Source organism: Colwellia sp. BRX8-9, from assembly GCF_014077245.1.
In the GTDB taxonomy this organism is placed as follows: domain Bacteria; phylum Pseudomonadota; class Gammaproteobacteria; order Enterobacterales; family Alteromonadaceae; genus Colwellia_A.
Genome location: NZ_JACGVN010000007.1, coordinates 79,345 through 96,210, shown reverse-complemented (window position 1 = coordinate 96,210; position 16,866 = coordinate 79,345). Strand labels below are relative to the sequence as shown.

Below are 16,866 nucleotides of genomic sequence, written 5' to 3'. Positions count from 1 at the left end.
AAAAGCTTTGCAGTTGTTGAATAGCCAATAAAATTAAAATTTTCTCATTAAATGTACCCACCGTATTCAACTGTTATTAACATCAATAATTTTACCTTATTTTACTGGGTAAACTCGCGACATTAAGGCGTCAATATTACTTGGTAATCTTTAGTAACGATCTAAAAAACCACATTGAAAACAGCTGATCTGATGCTTATGTAGCTTACTTGTTATAAAGATAACAATTATAAGTTAGCCACTTAGTGAAGTGTCTTTAGTTGTCTAGATAATGTCGTTACTGGTTAAGGATTATTCTCAATAAACGCTTATAGTTAGCCCAATAAAAACGAGTTGAGTCAATAGGTTAATTGAAGGCACATTTATTGATCACAGTCGTTACGGCCGTTTAGGCAAACCTATTTAATTCAGGTATTAAAAGCTACTTGAGCACATCCAGTCGTATCCTATGATTTTATTATAGTTTTGGATAATAAATTTTTGCGACAAGGATAAGTAATGTAAAGGAATATAATGATGAGAATATTACTTACCGCACAAATACTTTCACTATTATTTAGTGCTAGTGCATTGGCTAATTCAGACGATACCAGCATCGATATTACTGGCATTAGTCTTACCGAACTATTCAATCTTAAAATAACCTCACTCTCTAAAAAAAAGCAGGCTTTAAATAAGGCAGCTGCCGCTGTTTATGTGCTTACTCATAATGAAATAGATCGCCTTGGCGTGACTACCATTGCAGATGCACTACGCTATGTTCCAGGTGTTGAGGTAGCAAATATTGATGCGAGTCGATGGGCTATCAGTATTCGTGGTTTTAATAGTCTTGCTGCTAATAAATTACTCGTGATGATCGATGGTCGCAGCGTCTATAGTCCTTTGTTTTCAGGTGTCGTTTGGGCAGAAAAAGATGTAGTACTAGCAGATGTTGACCGTATCGAAGTGATCAGAGGTCCTGGTGGCGCTATATGGGGGGCGAATGCGGTCAATGGCGTTATTAATATTATTACCCGCAAAGCCCAAGAAACTCAGGGAGTTTTACTTGAAGCAGGTCTGGGAAGTGAACAAAGCAAAGTAATAAGCGCGCGTTATGGTTGGCAATTAGCAGAGAATGCTTATATGCGCATTTATGCTAAACATCGCCAGCATGACAATACTAATCAGCAATTTAGTAATGACAATAACCGACATAATCAAGTGGGTTTTCGCCTTGATTATGATCTGGCTACTAACAATGCCTTGACGTTACAAGGTGATCTTTATTCTGGGGTGATTGGCAACGTGGCGAGTCAAGCTATGCCTGATGGTCAAACACAATCTGGCGGAAACTTTCTGCTTAATTGGCAATTTACTGATAACAATAACAGTCAACATAAACTACTCAGTTATTATGAGCAAACTCAACTAAGCGTCCCTATGTTGGATGATAAACGTGAAATATGGAACCTTGATTATCAATTTCAACAGCAATGGCAACAGCATGCCTTGATTGGAGGCGTAGGTTATCGCTTATTACACGATGAAATAACGACTAGCCCATTCGATTTTATTGCACCAAAAAATCGCCATGATGAAGTGATTAATGCATTTATTCAAGATGATATTGCTTTACTCGATGATGACTTACATCTAATTGTTGGCATTAAATTCGAAAACAATGATTATTCTGGAAATGAATCGCTACCTAGTGTGCGCTTGTCTTATCAATTGCCCCAGTCATTGGTCTGGAGTGCCTGGTCAAAAGCTGTGCGAGTTCCCACCCGAGTAGAAAGTGATATACGTTACGGTAACTTTAGCGGTGAACGTTTAGGGGCAGAACATGCCAATGTATATGAATTAGGTTGGCGTAAAAAATGGTTTGATGCTTGGCAATTTGATGCAACGGTTTACCGAGCTGAATATGAAAATTTACTTTCAGTTGAAGAGAAGGGTTACCGTAATAAAGTATCCGGAAATGTTCAGGGAATCGAGTTAAGTAACAGTGTTCAATTACAACCCTCTTGGTTAGTAAGGTTCAACCTCTCTCATGCCACTATGAACCTTATAACAGCAAGTGATAGTTTATCAACAGACGGTGCTAAGGTAACCCAAGGACAAATGCCGCGAAACAGCGCTCAAGTTATTTCCATGTGGGACATTAACGAACAGTGGAAATTCAATGGTTATTTACGTTATGTTGATGAGTTGCCCAGTAATAACATTGCTAGTTATTGGACTGTAGATGCGACACTGCAATGGCAAATTTCTTCACGTTTTTCAATAAAATTATCAGCACTCAACCTCGGTAATAACTCGCATCAAGAGTGGGATGAGCGAGTGCCTGTAGGTCAAGAAGTCATGATTAATTTTAGGTGGGGAATATAACGTGCGCAAAATCTTATTTTTCTTACTGTTTTCAATGATGACATCAAGTGCAGCAGAAGGTGTTGTTTATCAAATTAAAGCCTCTTATATCTATAACTTTTTACAGTTTGTACGTTTTTCTAATAGTAGTATTTCTGATCAAATTAATGTCTGTATCATCGGTAAAAACAAATTTGGACAAGCTTTGAATCCGTTAAAGGGAGCAGAAACACCCCAAGGAGAAATAGCCGTAACTATGTTTGAATATGTTACCGATCCCATACAAATTGCTTCTTGTCAGGTGGTTTATGTTGTCGGCTCAGACGCAACTTTTAGTCAAAATGTACTTGATAAAATTAATAAAGAAGAAGTCTTAAGCATAGGTGAATTTCCAGCTTTTATTGCTATGGGAGGGTATATCGAATTATTCCTAGAAAATGACTCTATTCACTTTCGGGTCAATCAAAAGTTAGTGGGGCATACCCAATTCAAGGTGGCAGCACAATTACTTTCGTTAGGAGCATTGGATAGATGACTATAAAAAATATACAGCGTTTTTCTTTATGGAATACTATCTCCATAAGGAAAAAAATTCAGTACAGCATTTTCAGTTTTGCATTTATGGTTTTACTAATCACAACGATTACTTTGTCATTATCGACCAACTCACACTTCCATGACAGTAGTCAGCGACAAATAACGGTACTTGCCGAAGCTCTTGCTGGTAATAGTGGCGCCGCCTTAACCTTTAACGACGCTAACGCGGGGCTAAATATATTATCGGCTTTGGATAACAATCCCTACATAATTTCGGCTATCTTATATAAAGATAAACAAATTTTTGCAAGCTTTCCAATAAATACAAATGCAATACCTTTTAGTGAAGTGCTGTTTACCGAAAAAATTCGTTATGAACAGGGTTTTTATTATGCGGTTGCACCGATAGTCGTTAATGGTAAACGCCTAGGCTGGTTGCGTTTACAGTCAAAGTTTGACGCATGGCAACTGATTTGGAAGCAGTTTATTGTCATCTTTACCGGTTTGCTCGTCGCGATTGTGCTGTTAACCCTCTTTATGTCTTATTGGTCGAAAAGGCATATTACCCACCCTCTTAAAGAATTGTCTAAATGGGCAACAAGGGTTTATCAACATAAAGAATTCTCTGCTCGAGCAATAAAACACCGTGACGACGAAATTGGCCAATTAACCGATAGTTTAAATGCGATGTTATGTGAACTATCGAAACAAGAATCAATACTATCTTTAAATATTAGTTTGGAAGATGAAATTTCAGAGCGTAAAAAAACCGAACTAGCACTGATAGCTATGTGTGATAAGGCAGAGCAAGCTAATCGTTCTAAGAGTAATTTTTTAGCAAATATGAGCCATGAAATACGGACACCGATGAATTCAATTATAGGCTTTGTTGATATTGTCTTAGAGGGCGATTTGGATGAAGTCTATCGAGAACATCTATCTACCGTGAGAAAATCTGCCAAAGATTTGCACAATTTATTGAACGATATTCTTGACGTGGCAAAACTTGAAGAGGGTAAAGTTGAATTAGAGCAAACGTCATTCTCTGTAATAGACGTTGTTAATCATGTGGTTAAAACATTCGAGATAAGTGCTAAGAATAAAAATATACAGTTTATAAAACGCATACCACAGAGCTTACCAGAAAGATTTATAGGTGATTCTTTACGTCTTAAGCAAATATTGACCAACCTCATTGGCAACGCCATTAAATTTACCGAGTCGGGCTCAATAACCATAGTCGTTGACCAGCTTGATAGCGGTGAAATTCAATTTGTTATCAGAGATACCGGTATTGGTATCGCTAAAGATAAATTAGCACATATTTTTGAAAACTTTAATCAAGCTGATACCTCTATTAGTCGTAAATATGGCGGAACTGGTCTTGGTACGACCATTTCAAAAAGGTTAGTTCAATTAATGGGGGGAAAGATTTGGCTAGAAAGTGACTTTGGTGTCGGCAGTACTTTTTATTTCACAATATCCATAACACCAACAGATGAAACCCTAGCTGAAGATTATTTTTGCGTAGATACCACGTTACTTACCACTCATAAATCACTGGAAATATTAGTTGCAGAAGATGTTGAGCAAAATGCTAAATTGCTGTGCATCAGGCTTGAAGGACTTGGGCATAAGATAACTTGGGTGGTTAATGGGCTAAAAGCTGTGGAAACATTCCCAAATAAAGCCTTTGATATTGTCTTGATGGATATTCAAATGCCTATTATGGATGGATTACAAGCCACTAAAGAAATTAGAAAACTACCCAATGGCCAAAGTACTCCTATTATAGCTCTTACCGCAAGCGTGCTTCATGAAGACCGTAAGGCTTGTTTTGATGCTGGTATGGACGGATTTGTTAGTAAACCTTTAGATTTTAATGAATTATTTGTTGAAATGGCGAGTTTATTAAACAGGCAGTTTCCCGTCACCGAGCATCTAAACACCAATATTACTGAATTTATTGGTCAAGATGAAATTCCTTACCTTGACATGCAACGCGGCATTAATACATGGGGGAGTGAATTCACCTATATAGAAAACTTAAAACAATTTGCGCAACGACATCACCGCGGCATATTACCTATTAAAGCTGCGATTACCGAGAGTGACTTTGAACAAGGGTTAAGTTTTCTACATGCATTAAAAGGTACGGCAGGCAATTTAGCACTCATCGAACTTTACGGTGAGTTGCAAATTATGAATGATTACTTTAAGTGTAAAAATATCGAAGCAGCACAAGATCATCTGACTATTTTAACACATACCTTTACACGCAGTTTGGCGTTAATCAACGGATTAGTGCAACCCACTAATAGTAGTCAACCTTACCCGGTTATAAGCAACCTTGAAGCTATTGAAAAAATTCAAAATTTACGTGAATTATTCGAGAACTTTCAGCTAGATGACCTGATTTTAAAAAAATTAATTCAGCAATTGCCTCATTTAAACATCCCTGATGAGCTGACCAACAAGTTACGTTGTGCTGTTGCCGACTTTGATTTTGAACGAGGAGTCATTGCGTTAATCGATATTGAATTACTACTGAGCAAGGAGCCAGCAAATGCAGTTAACTTATAATGCTAAAGCGAAAATTTTGGTGGTTGATGATGAACCTAATAACCTACAGGTCATTAATCAAGTGCTAGTGGGAAATTATCAATTGGTGTTTGCTAAAAATGGGCAGCGTGCCATTGAAATTGCAATAGAGCAGCAACCTGATTTAATTTTACTCGACATCATGATGCCAGGAATGGACGGTTATGAAGTCTGTCGAGAATTAAAAAACATTAAAAGTACAGCTCATATCCCTATTATATTTGTTACGGCAATGTCTGAAATGGAAAATGAATGTCAGGGATTTGAAGCAGGGGGCGTCGATTATATTACTAAACCGATATGCCCAGAAATAGTGCGCGTTAGAGTGAAAACCCATTTGTCTTTGGTTGGGGTAAATGAGCTAAAAGAAACTCGAATGCAAATTATTCAGCGGTTAGGGCGAGCCGCCGAATATAAAGATAATGAAACTGGCTTACATGTTATTCGTATGAGCCACTACTCAAAACTAATTGCTATGGCTGCTGGCTTAGATGAGTTTACTCAAGAAACACTTCTTAATGCTGCCCCGATGCATGACATCGGTAAAATTGGTATACCCGATCATATTTTATTAAAGCCAGGAAAATTAGATGCCAAGGAGTGGGCTATTATGAAAACCCATGCCAATATTGGTGCCGACATTATCGGCGAGCATGACTCTCCACTACTGAGTATGGCGCTTAGTATTGCTTTAACTCACCATGAAAAATGGGATGGCTCTGGTTATCCTAATCATCTTAAAGGGCAAGAAATTCCGTTGGTTGGGCGAATCGTTGCTATTGCTGATGTCTTTGATGCGTTAACGTCTGAGCGGCCATATAAAGAAGCATGGCCAGTTGATAAGGCTATTGCTCATATGAATTCAGTTTCGGGGAGTCATTTTGATCCCGATCTTATTAAGCTTTTCAATGCGGTGTTACCGGATATTTTACTTATAAAAAATAAGTGGCCAGAGTTAAAAGCAAGCTCATCACTTATTAACAAAGTATCTTAGTGATTTTGAAATCTCGTTATTTAAGAGACACTATACTCTCAGAAAAAGCATTATTAAGAGAAAAATTTACTGCAAACTAAATGACTAAAAATTAGTGGTTAAGTCGCCATTAGAGTTACGAGCGAAATAATAAAATGGACAGGCTTTGTTCCTGAAGATTCTTAATAAAAAATCTTCAGGTCAAACCCTTTATAAAAGGATGAATATTTATGATTTTACTGATATTGACAAGGTTGGTGACCACTTGTTTAATTTAAGTCATCGAGTGAATAAACCGATTTCGTTGTCTAGAAGTATTCTAGATGTGATGCCTATCCCTGTAGCAATATTTGATGTTGATGGTAAGTTACTCCATGTGAACATTCAATTTTCACTATGGTTTACCCCTAACACTGCCGAGCTTAAAAATCTTGAGCAGGTATCAATGTTAATCAATGAGTTAATGTCTAATGAGCTGCAATTAATATTGTCAGATGTGATGATAAAGAATCAAAGTCGATACATCAGAGAAATAGCGATTAGAACTAACATTAAGGGCCACAAAACCTGTAAAACATCTTTTACCAGTATCGTGTTTAATGATAAAAATAATGGCGTGATTATGTTTTTTGAAGACAAAGACCGCGACACTGAAAATATGGCACTTTATAAGGAGCAGGCTCAATTAGACCAACTTACAGATACCCTAAATAGGTTTGGCTTCTATGAGGCATTCAATAGGGTAACTCATCAATGTCTTAATCATAAATTTCTCTATGCAGTTATGATTGCTGACATCGATAAATTAAAATCATTGAATGATGTTAAAGGTCATCTATATGGTGATATGGTGATAAAAAACACGGCGAAAGGGCTATTAAAAGAACTGAGAACAGAAGACATTTTGGCGCGATGGGGTGAGACGAATTTATCATTGTCTTGACTAATATATTTTCTGAAAATCATGTGACTAAACTTGCTGAACGACTAGCTAAAGGGGTTGATGAGTATAGTCTGGCGAAAAACACACCTACTTCCATTTCTTATGGTCTCGCTGTCTGGAAAACACATGGCGAATCACTAGAAGACTTAATTGATCACGCTGACCGCATGATGTATCGGCAAAAACAGCTTAAATAACGAGTAAAAATTATTGTTGTTATGAACGCTTTAAACTTTATTCTATATTTTTACTAAAATTGATGATAAATCCCTTGCCTATAAACCAGCATAATATTTACTATTATTATGCTGGTTTATAGGCAAGGGTGATTTGTGTTATGATATGAATTGCTTTAGAAATCAAAGCAGAGTAATTATCTAAATTGCTCAAACAAACGCAAACAGTTGACTGGCGTTTGAAGTTTTCAATTTTAGTCAACAATTTATCGTTCGTTCGATAGGCGTTATACATTTATCAAATTCTAAAAATTAGGGAATTACATGACTGATATAGATATTGGCATAAATAAAGAAAATAGAACGGAAATATCAGACGGTTTAAAACGACTTTTAGCCGACTCTTATACGCTATATTTGCAAACACATAATTTTCATTGGAATGTAACCGGTTTACAATTTCGTGAGTTACATTTGATGTTTGAAGAACATTATACCGAATTAGCAATTGCTGTTGATGACATCGCTGAACGTATTAGAACCCTAGATGTACCTGCACCAGGAACCTATAAAGAGTTTTCAAAATTAAGCTCTATTAAAGAGGTTGACGGTGTACCAAGTTCTGCACAGATGGTTGAGTTACTTACCAAAGGGCACGAACAAGTCATTAAAACATCGCGTGAAGTTTTAAAAATTGCACAAGCTGCTGATGATGAATCAACCGCTTCGTTAGTGTCTGATCGTATGCGTATACACGAGAAAACAGCGTGGATGTTAAGAGCGACTAAAGAATCATAATAAGTTAATTAAACGGAAAATAACGGTTGGATATCGCACCCCTCTTATTTTCCGTTTTTAGCGCCTACCTTACAAAATACTCCGACTAGCCCTTAAAAATACTCTATAAATAACGCTTCTAATTGGCCCAGTAGCTTATTTGATGGCTTGCACCCATAAGCTTTTCAAATTAATCTAGCACCCTAACTTACATTATTGGAGAGATTTGTTATTAGTGAACTCAGCTCCTTAGACTTGATACAGTCTAAACAATGGTTGTCAGCTTGGCAAAGAAACGCACTTAGCGAAATTATCAAGGTTAGTTTTGCTGATATAGATGCAGAAGATTATCTGCTAAAATATTTTGATAGCCCTGAGCCCAACCAGAGGAAGCTGCGACTTTACTTCAATAATGAGCAAATCGTAGGCTATTGCTTACTCACCTTCACGGACAGTGCAAATTATACGGTAATTAAGGCTTCTGCTGCATTTCTTCCACAATATCGAAAGGGGAGTAATACTTTTTTATTTTCAATTAAAGAGAGCTTTAAAAGCTGGTTACAAAGACCCTGGCGCAAACACTATTATGCCGATACTATGCTCAGCCCTGCTATGTATCGAGCAATTGCCAAGAATACCGCCATTGTTTGGCCACATTTTGGGCAATCTGCACCCAAGGAATTGTTTACGCGTTTTAATCCAAACGGAAAAAACAGTAATGAAAATCAGTTGCGTTGTTTAGTTTCAGTCAATCGAAGCAGTAATTATAGCGAGCAGGAGTTGGAAATGTTGCGCTGTAGCGACAAAGCAGAAATTCAATATTATTGTCAGCTCAACCCTGACTTTGATAAAGGGATAGCGCTCTTTGTTATTATTCCAATAAATTTACAGCAGTTCGTGCAGACGACAATTAAATATCTAATGAAGTAAAATCGTATGCGCCAACAAAATAGTAGCGATTGAATAAATTAAGAATTTTGTGATAAAACCATGAATAAACAAGGGTAATATAGCCTAAATAATGATTTTACTCATTTAGTTGAGGCGTTTTACTGAACTGAAAGAGCCCAGGTATTAACTGGGCTTTTATGTGAATAACGATTATTTATTCTTTAAAAATATCGTTTAACATTCCAGCAAGACGGAAGCCTGCTTTGGCTATTTGCTCATTTAATATCGGAGTGTTTTTATACGCATACTGGTAACTTAATTCTTTATCTTCAGGGAAGTCATAGACTGTTTCTCTGTTCGATTTAGATTCTTTAGCCCAATCAAGATAAACGGTATCTTGCCATAGGTTAATGGTGTCAGGCGTTTGATTATTTAAAAAGTTAGCATATTCGGTATAAGAAAGTTTTTGATGCTCAATTATTGACGAATCCCACACAGCATGAAGTTTTGTTGGTTTTCCAAACCATTTTACGGTTATTTTATTACCGCCAAGGTCATCTCTGCGTCCAACATGAAGCGGTTGGTGAATATCGCCAACAAAGTGAATATAGAAAGCTAGTGCTTGCCATTTCTCTTCTTTGGTGATTTTTTTATCGCGAAGTTTTTTTTCAAAATCAGCTAAAGCTTTTAATATGTCGCCATCTTCATTTCTTTTTAGCCCCTTAAATACTTCGTCATCATCAATAGAAATATAATGCCAAGGCTTAGCATAATCCCATTTTTTATCTGAACGTATGTTATCAGGCCAATTAGCCATTTGAGCTAATGGTGCACCATCGGTTAGCTGCATTAGCGCCTTTTTGGCCGAAGGTTCTAAGTTATCTTCTGCTATTTTAGCAACCATACGATGCCCATTAGGGCCAAGTGCTAATGCTGATTTAATCGGCAAGTGTGCGAGTGTAATGACCATAACAGCCATCAAACTTTTATTTATCATCTACATAATCCTTGTTTTAGTGTTTTCTTATCTGCAGTAAACTATTTTATATCTAAGTATGAGTAAGCTTGGTAGAGCAGTAAAGAACTTTATTACTTGGAGAGGTTTTGCTGGCAGTTGCGAGATGCGAGTTGCATTAATTTATCATTAATGCAACTCATTCTGCTAACAAGAAGGTGAGTTGTAACCTACTTATTAAGTCTTCTTAACGATAATAGAGCAAGTCCTGTAAGTAAAAAGTAAAAAGTACCACCACTGGTGTCTTCCTTTGCTATTACTTCAGCGGCGACATTAATAGTAACAGCGGCTGAACTTGTTTTACCTTGATCATCAGTAACAGTCACGTTAAATATTAGGCTTTCATCTTTACCAACTTTCGGTGCAACAAAAGTAATGGTAGCTGTGTCATAAACAGCAATATCAGCAACTTTACCGCTAGTTTGTGTCCAAACATAGCTAGCAATACTACCATCACTATCTGCAGCCGTTGCGGTTAGTGTTACGTTAGCAGCTGAAGCAACTGATTGTTCATCACCAGCTGAAACGGTTGGTGCTGCATTAGCATCACCACCATCACTAGCAGCACCACAAGCTGAAGCATAAAGACTATCGACCCATTCAGGGTGATCGATAAAAGGATTACGGTTGCCTTGAAACTCATAGATAGTGTGGTTACGGTTTATTTCAAAGGTATCTATGGGGTCTTGTGAATGCCAATCAAACAAGGTACACAATTTACCTAGTTTGCCAGTACCATCACTCAATTTGCTCGTTGCTGTACCAACAGTATCAACTAAAATTAAATCAGGCATGGTACTTTCTGTACCTGCATCGTAACGTACATCCATATAAAACATCATACGGGCAACATCACCTTTAACGTCATCTCTTGGTTCCCAAGTATCTGCTGTGCTTCTGTTTTCAGGCGCTTCAGTATTAGCGGTACCACCAATATCAAAATCACGATTACCACGGTCACTATTCATCGATATATCAGTAGGGCGCAAATGATGAATATCGGTATAACCTAATTGGTTAGTCTCTGGAAAACCATGTGATTTAGCCCATGTATGCTCTCGATTCCAAAAATCCTGGTTACTTGAAGCAGAACCACTACCGTTATCTGCTTTGGCAATTGAACGTCCTGAATAGAGTAAAATTATGTTATCAGCATTTGTAGCATCTTCATCGGTACTGGTTAGCGCGGTCCATACTTCTGAGTAGGTTAGCTGTTTATGATTAACACTGATATCCGCTGTGATTGCTGCACGTAAACCGGCGGCTTCTGCAGCGTTTGCTTGGCTATAATAAGTGGCTTCGACATAAGTCGTTCGGTCAGCTATTTTTGCTAAATCAGGGCAGTTTGTACAAATTCCTGTAGCAGGTGTTGATCCATCACCAGTAGGCGTTCCAGCAGTAGGTAAAGCTTGTGAACCATCACAAGTTACTTCGCCACTACAGCCTAAACCATCAGCAGTATCTTTAGCAAAAGTAGCCCATTGTGTTGCTGGATCAAAAGCATCATCAGCAGTGGTATCACCTTCGGTAACCGAGTTTAGGCGACGTAAGGTATGATCTTTTGTTGAAAAATCACCGGTACCCCAATTGCTACCTGGGTCAACACCAAATTGGCCAAAGCTATCAACAATACCGGTATTGTTAATAAGTAAAATAGCATCATCACCATTAAAGTAAGTTACGCTTGTGTCTTCAATACCTTGAGGAGCATCAAATTTAAATAGCTCAGTTGCCGCCTGATTATAAACAACAATACTAGAGCCAGGTACAAGTAAACCTTGCAATAATAGCTCATTTGGTGAATCTGTCTTGCCATTTGCATAAAGCTCTAGTTTATAACCATCTACCGCTAAATCTACATCTGCAGTACCTAAGTTAGATATTTCAATGGCTTTATTACTGCCACCGCCTTCAACATACTCAGTGATAATAACAATGCCTTGGCCAGTGGATGCGCCGCCTTCAGTCGGTAAGGGTTGATTGCCATCACAGGCTGCTATACCAGAACATCCTAAACCGTCTGAGGTGTCTTTTGGAAAGGTTGCCCATTGTGTCGCGGGGTCAAAAGCATCGTCAGAGGTAGTATCACCTTCAGTGACTGATGTTAAGCGGCGTAAAGTATGATCTTTAGTAGAAAAATCACCTTCACCCCAGTTACTGCCTGGGTCTGTTCCTAATTGTCCAAAACTGTCAACAACGCCATTAGCGTTTGAAAGTAATAGGGCATCATCACCATTAAAGTAAGTGGCACTTGAATCTTCAAGGCCTTGAGGAGCATCAAATTTAAATTCGGCAGTGGCATCCTTGTTATAAACAACAATGCTCGAGCCTGGAACTAATACGCCTTGCAATGATATACCGTTAGTTGTTTCTGTTTTACCGTTAGAATAAAGGTCGAGTTTATAACCTTCCGCGGCTAAGTCGACATTTTCGCTGCCAAGATTAGAAATCTCAATGGCTTTATTACTACCTCCACCTTCAATATATTCAGTGATCACAACATTAGCATGACTAGAAAGCACGCTAAGGCCGAGTACCGCTGTTAACATTTGTATTTTCATAATTTTCCTTTAGGTTGTTTGCTCAATGGTATTGAGTCTCTTCGTTAGTATTATTCAGTCATTAATGACCATTAGTGAATCTTAGTTAATTGCCTTCAAGCACCAAAAATAGCTGCTTAGCTATGTCGGTATTAGTTTGATGACGGTTTAAGGCTTTAGCACCATTCCCGGTGGCAAAGACTTGTACGTCAATACCGGTATGGCCACTAGAAGTCCAACCGGTATTAGTTCTTGCATCAATTAATAATTTAATTTGCTCATAGATAGATTTTTCATCGCTGCGATCAATAAACAAATTAGCTTCTTGGTCGGTAATAATAAAGCCGAGTGCGTCTGTTAATTGCTGAGCAGAAATAGCTGTGTTTTGATGCGCTAATTTTGTTGCAATACTTTTAGGTGATACGGATAGGTTTTTTAAAAATTCAGGCTGCCAACGATAATCGCCATTAGCACCAAGGGTTAAGCCACCAGTACTATGATCTGCCGTGGCAACTAATAAGGTGTCATGACGATTTTCTACATAGTTATTCAACCAAGTAAGTGTTTCGGCTAAATCTTGCATTTCAGCCATAGCAGCAGCAATATCATTACTATGACCCGCCCAGTCTATTTGACTTGCTTCAACAAGTAGTACATAACCTTGATTATTTTCTAAATGTCGTACACCAGCTTTAGCCATTGCCAGTAGATGGTTTTCATTTTTATTGTCAAGTGTCCAAGGTAGTCCGACTTCAGCAAATAAACCCAATACCGATTGTTGTTTATTAAGCGAAGTAAGTTTTGATAAGTCATCAATATATTGAAAACCTGCCTGCTTGAATTCGCTGACTAAGTCTCTGTCTGGGCGAATAAAATATTTGCTACCACCGCCGAGCATTAAATCAGCCTTAAAGTGACCGTTAATTTTTTCGTCAAAGTAACTGTCAGCGATTTCATTATAATTTTTGCGACTTTCATTGTGAGAAAAATAAGCAGCAGGAGTTGCATGGTTGATTTGGGAGGTAACCACTAAGCCCGTTTTCTTACCTAATTGTTTTGCTCGCTCCATTAGCGTTAATAATGGTTTTTTATTTACATCAACGCCAATCGCACCATTATAGGTTTTATAACCGGTAGATAATGCAGTAGCGGCTGCGGCAGAATCGGTAACGTAACCTTGGCTATTAACCGGATAAGTACTGGCCATGCCTGTTAGCAGTTCATCAAAAATAGTTGTTTCTACCCGTGGCGTATTTATATTATCCATATAATAACGATAACCCGTGGTATAAGCGGGTCCCATTCCATCGCCAATAACCATGATAATATTTTTAGCCTGCTTATCTTTGGCTGTTAAAGTTAAATCAGCCCAAACCAAACGATGATCAGATGAAGCGGAGCGGGTTTCAATTAAGCGATAGAGTGGGCTGTCTTTCTTTGGCCAAAAAACACCATTATTTTGTAAGTTAATGCCAAGGCGAGAAGGTAAAACATAGTCTGCTTGCATACCCCAACCAGCGGTATGATTAGCAGCAAAAGGGCTGTTACTGTTTTTTATCCCTGCGACACTAGCAGGTGTCATATCATTGTTAATATAAGGACTAGCTAAAAGGTTACTAATACCTTCTTTGCGGGCAGCACCTTCATCTTTAGAGGCGTTTTGATCACCCAAAATAACAAAGCGGCTATCTAATGTTAAGCCACCTTTACCACCTTGGTCATCGTAAATATAATTGCCTTTGTTGGGGGTAATATAGTCTTGCCAAAAGCGTATTTCGTCATGGTTTCTAGCGCCATTACGGTCTTCTTCACCGTCGAAAACCGGTGGTGTAGGGTGGCTTGCTAGTATATGAACAAGTTTACCTTGGACATTAATCGGAATATCCCAGTGCGATTTAGACGATAAACGCAGCATTTGCCATTCTTGTTCGTTATACCAGTGTTCTTTCGTACTTGGATTGATTGGCACTATGGCATTGGGCATATCTTTCCAAAGGAAATGTTGGAAAGTTCTAATATTATCCTCAACAATTGGATATTTAGATAGCACCAACATACCAAAATGACCTGGGAAGTGGCCATAACCTTGAGCGTCGCCAAGGTTATTAGTTTTTTTACCGTTATTGTCCAAATCAAAAGGTGTGCTTACACCGGTATTTACCGGTGCAAAATAATAATAAGGGTAATCAATGGCGGCTGTTCCCTGTTGTGATTTACCTAAATATTGCTTTAAAAATATTTCAACGCCTTGTTTTGGATCGGCAATATAGTCAAATTCATTAAGGAGAATAATATCAGGGCGGTTACGTTGAATAATTTCAGCAATATTCTTAATTTGTTGACGATCGTCTTTAAGAGCAGCGATAAGTTCAACACCTGACCCTATTTTATTGTTAGGTAGGTAATTAGTTGCGTCCATGCTGACATTAAATGTTGCTACTCTAATGTGAGGTTGTTGGTCTATTGCAGGTTGAATAACGGATGCTTGAGTGACAAAAACAGCTAATAAAAGCGGTAAAGCTAGCTGAATAAAATTAATTTTCAGCGGTTTATAGGTCTTTTTATGTTTAATTTTAGTCAGTAATTGTATTTTAAATTTCATATATTTATCACAATTTCATGTACTTATATTAGTAGGTGAATAAGTCATTAATCAAACATAACTTGTCACTTGTGTCAGGTTATGTTTAGAATGTAAAATAAATTAACCATATGGTCAAGTTTTCTTTGTCCATGAGTATAAACAGATAAAATGTTAAGGAATAGTAGAATGTTTAGAGATATTCCCTTTATTGATTTACACCGCCATTTAGACGGCAATATAAGAGCAAAAACAATTCTGGCATTAGGACAACAGCATGGTATCGAATTACCCGCAGATAATTTGACTGATTTATTACAGCATGTACAAATTCAAGGTAAAGAAAGTAACTTAGTCTCTTTTTTACAAAAACTTGATTATGGCGTTAGCGTGTTAGCTAATTTAGAGGCATGTAAACGTATCGCTTATGAAAACGTTGAAGACGCTTTTTTGCAAGGGCTTGATTATGCTGAATTAAGATTCTCTCCTTATTATATGGCTATGGAACATAAGCTCAACGTCACCGACGTGGTTGCTGCAGTGGTCGACGGCGTAAAGTTAGCGCAAAAAGATTTTCCTGTCCAAATTAACCTTATTGGTATTTTAAGTCGTACCTTTGGTGTTAATGCCTGTTTTGAGGAGTTACATGCCTTACTTGCACACAAAAATGAACTTGTCGCGGTCGATTTAGCTGGAGATGAGTTAGGCAAGCCAGGCCAACTCTTTGTTGAACACTTTGCTTTGGTTAATAAAGCCGGCTTACAGGTGACTATTCATGCCGGTGAAGCGGATGGAGCATCGAGTATCTATCAGGCTATCAATGAATTACATGCAACCCGCATTGGCCATGGTACTCACGCTGTGGGTGATGAAAAATTAATGGATTATATGTATCAGCATAATATCGCCATTGAATCATGTTTAACGTCAAATTATCAAACAGGGACAGTCAAAAATATCAGTCAGCATCCCGTTAAAACATTTCTTGATAGAGGTTTACTTGTTTGCCTCAACAGTGACGATCCTGCTGTGCAGGGGTGTGACATAAAATATGAATATCAGCATGCGGCACTTGAAGCGGGGCTTAGTCAAGCCCAGTGTCGTACATTGCAAGATAACGCGTTAAAAATGGCTTTCTTATCTGACCATGAAAAGCGACTCTTAAGACAGACAGCAATGAAGAGGGGTTGAGAAGTGTCATAACATAAACGCTAATATTACGGTGTTTATTTGTTGGAGTTGGCTGTGCTAAAGCCTTTAGCAATCTAACTTTGACCAACTAGGTATGACTTATCGCAGATAGTGCAGCAGTCTTACTAACAATCATAAGTAGTTGATATAGTGATTTAAGTTATCTTGATTGCCGTCAATAGCACTATAAAAATTAATTTTTTTTGGTAAATAACAGCAATACATTAAAGTTTTAACCTCGTTGTTATGACCTGTCTATAGATTCAATTTATCAGCTAAATTGCTAGTGGCATCA

At 37.8% G+C, this 16,866-nt stretch carries 9 protein-coding genes and 3 pseudogenes; 8 read left to right on the top strand and 4 right to left on the bottom strand.

Features of this window, described 5'->3' with window-relative positions; translation table 11 throughout:
* Positions 1-513: 513 nt before the first annotated feature.
* From H4J70_RS07795 to H4J70_RS07760, 7 genes and pseudogenes are all read left to right on the top strand, one after another.
* Complete coding sequence (locus H4J70_RS07795) at positions 514-2,367, top strand: TonB-dependent siderophore receptor (RefSeq protein WP_182250851.1); 1,854 nt, start codon at positions 514-516, stop codon at positions 2,365-2,367.
* A 1-nt stretch (position 2,368) separates the two neighbouring features.
* Entirely contained in the window at positions 2,369-2,881 is a 513-nt protein-coding gene (locus H4J70_RS07790) for a YfiR family protein (RefSeq protein ID WP_182250850.1), read from the top strand.
* Positions 2,878-5,466: an ATP-binding protein gene (locus H4J70_RS07785; RefSeq protein WP_182250849.1), complete on the top strand. Its 2,589-nt coding sequence runs from the start codon at positions 2,878-2,880 to the stop codon at positions 5,464-5,466. Before H4J70_RS07790 ends, H4J70_RS07785 begins: the two co-directional genes overlap by 4 nt.
* On the top strand, positions 5,450-6,478 hold the full coding sequence (locus H4J70_RS07780; RefSeq protein ID WP_182250848.1) for a two-component system response regulator: 1,029 nt from the start codon (positions 5,450-5,452) through the stop codon (positions 6,476-6,478). Before H4J70_RS07785 ends, H4J70_RS07780 begins: the two co-directional genes overlap by 17 nt.
* A gap of 199 nt (positions 6,479-6,677) precedes the next feature.
* Positions 6,678-7,597, top strand: a pseudogene (locus H4J70_RS20885) (diguanylate cyclase domain-containing protein).
* A 303-nt stretch (positions 7,598-7,900) separates the two neighbouring features.
* Entirely contained in the window at positions 7,901-8,374 is a 474-nt protein-coding gene (locus H4J70_RS07765; RefSeq protein ID WP_070376816.1) for a Dps family protein, read from the top strand.
* Between the two features lie 234 nt (positions 8,375-8,608).
* Positions 8,609-9,283: a hypothetical protein gene (locus H4J70_RS07760; protein WP_259368019.1), complete on the top strand. Its 675-nt coding sequence runs from the start codon at positions 8,609-8,611 to the stop codon at positions 9,281-9,283.
* Between the two features lie 175 nt (positions 9,284-9,458).
* On the opposite strand, the gene H4J70_RS07755 is transcribed toward H4J70_RS07760, so the two are convergent.
* From H4J70_RS07755 to H4J70_RS20640, 4 genes and pseudogenes are all read right to left on the bottom strand, one after another.
* Entirely contained in the window at positions 9,459-10,241 is a 783-nt protein-coding gene (locus H4J70_RS07755; protein ID WP_182217382.1) for a S1/P1 nuclease, read from the bottom strand.
* 188 nt (positions 10,242-10,429) lie between these two features.
* Positions 10,430-12,820 (bottom strand): endonuclease, encoded by a 2,391-nt coding sequence (locus H4J70_RS07750; protein WP_182250845.1) that lies wholly within the window; start codon positions 12,818-12,820, stop codon positions 10,430-10,432.
* Positions 12,821-12,905: 85 nt separating this feature from the next.
* Positions 12,906-14,123 (bottom strand): annotated as a pseudogene (locus H4J70_RS20645) (alkaline phosphatase); the annotation flags it as partial.
* Positions 14,124-14,156: 33 nt separating this feature from the next.
* A pseudogene (locus H4J70_RS20640) lies at positions 14,157-15,344 on the bottom strand (endonuclease/exonuclease/phosphatase family protein); the annotation flags it as partial.
* Positions 15,345-15,569: 225 nt separating this feature from the next.
* Here H4J70_RS20640 and add point away from each other — a divergent pair.
* Positions 15,570-16,571: an adenosine deaminase gene (add, locus tag H4J70_RS07740; RefSeq protein ID WP_182250843.1), complete on the top strand. Its 1,002-nt coding sequence runs from the start codon at positions 15,570-15,572 to the stop codon at positions 16,569-16,571.
* The last annotated feature ends 295 nt before the right edge of the window (positions 16,572-16,866 follow it).

What these genes read in the sequence shown, in the direction of transcription:
- H4J70_RS07795 (WP_182250851.1), top strand. Translation starts at nt 514, where the DNA reads ATGATGAGAATATTACTTACCGCACAAATACTTTCACTATTATTTAGT.
- H4J70_RS07785 (WP_182250849.1), top strand. Translation starts at nt 2,878, where the DNA reads ATGACTATAAAAAATATACAGCGTTTTTCTTTATGGAATACTATCTCC.
- H4J70_RS07780 (WP_182250848.1), top strand. Translation starts at nt 5,450, where the DNA reads ATGCAGTTAACTTATAATGCTAAAGCGAAAATTTTGGTGGTTGATGAT.
- H4J70_RS07765 (WP_070376816.1), top strand. Translation starts at nt 7,901, where the DNA reads ATGACTGATATAGATATTGGCATAAATAAAGAAAATAGAACGGAAATA.
- H4J70_RS07755 (WP_182217382.1), bottom strand. Translation starts at nt 10,241, where the DNA reads ATGATAAATAAAAGTTTGATGGCTGTTATGGTCATTACACTCGCACAC.
- H4J70_RS07750 (WP_182250845.1), bottom strand. Translation starts at nt 12,820, where the DNA reads ATGAAAATACAAATGTTAACAGCGGTACTCGGCCTTAGCGTGCTTTCT.
- add (WP_182250843.1), top strand. Translation starts at nt 15,570, where the DNA reads ATGTTTAGAGATATTCCCTTTATTGATTTACACCGCCATTTAGACGGC.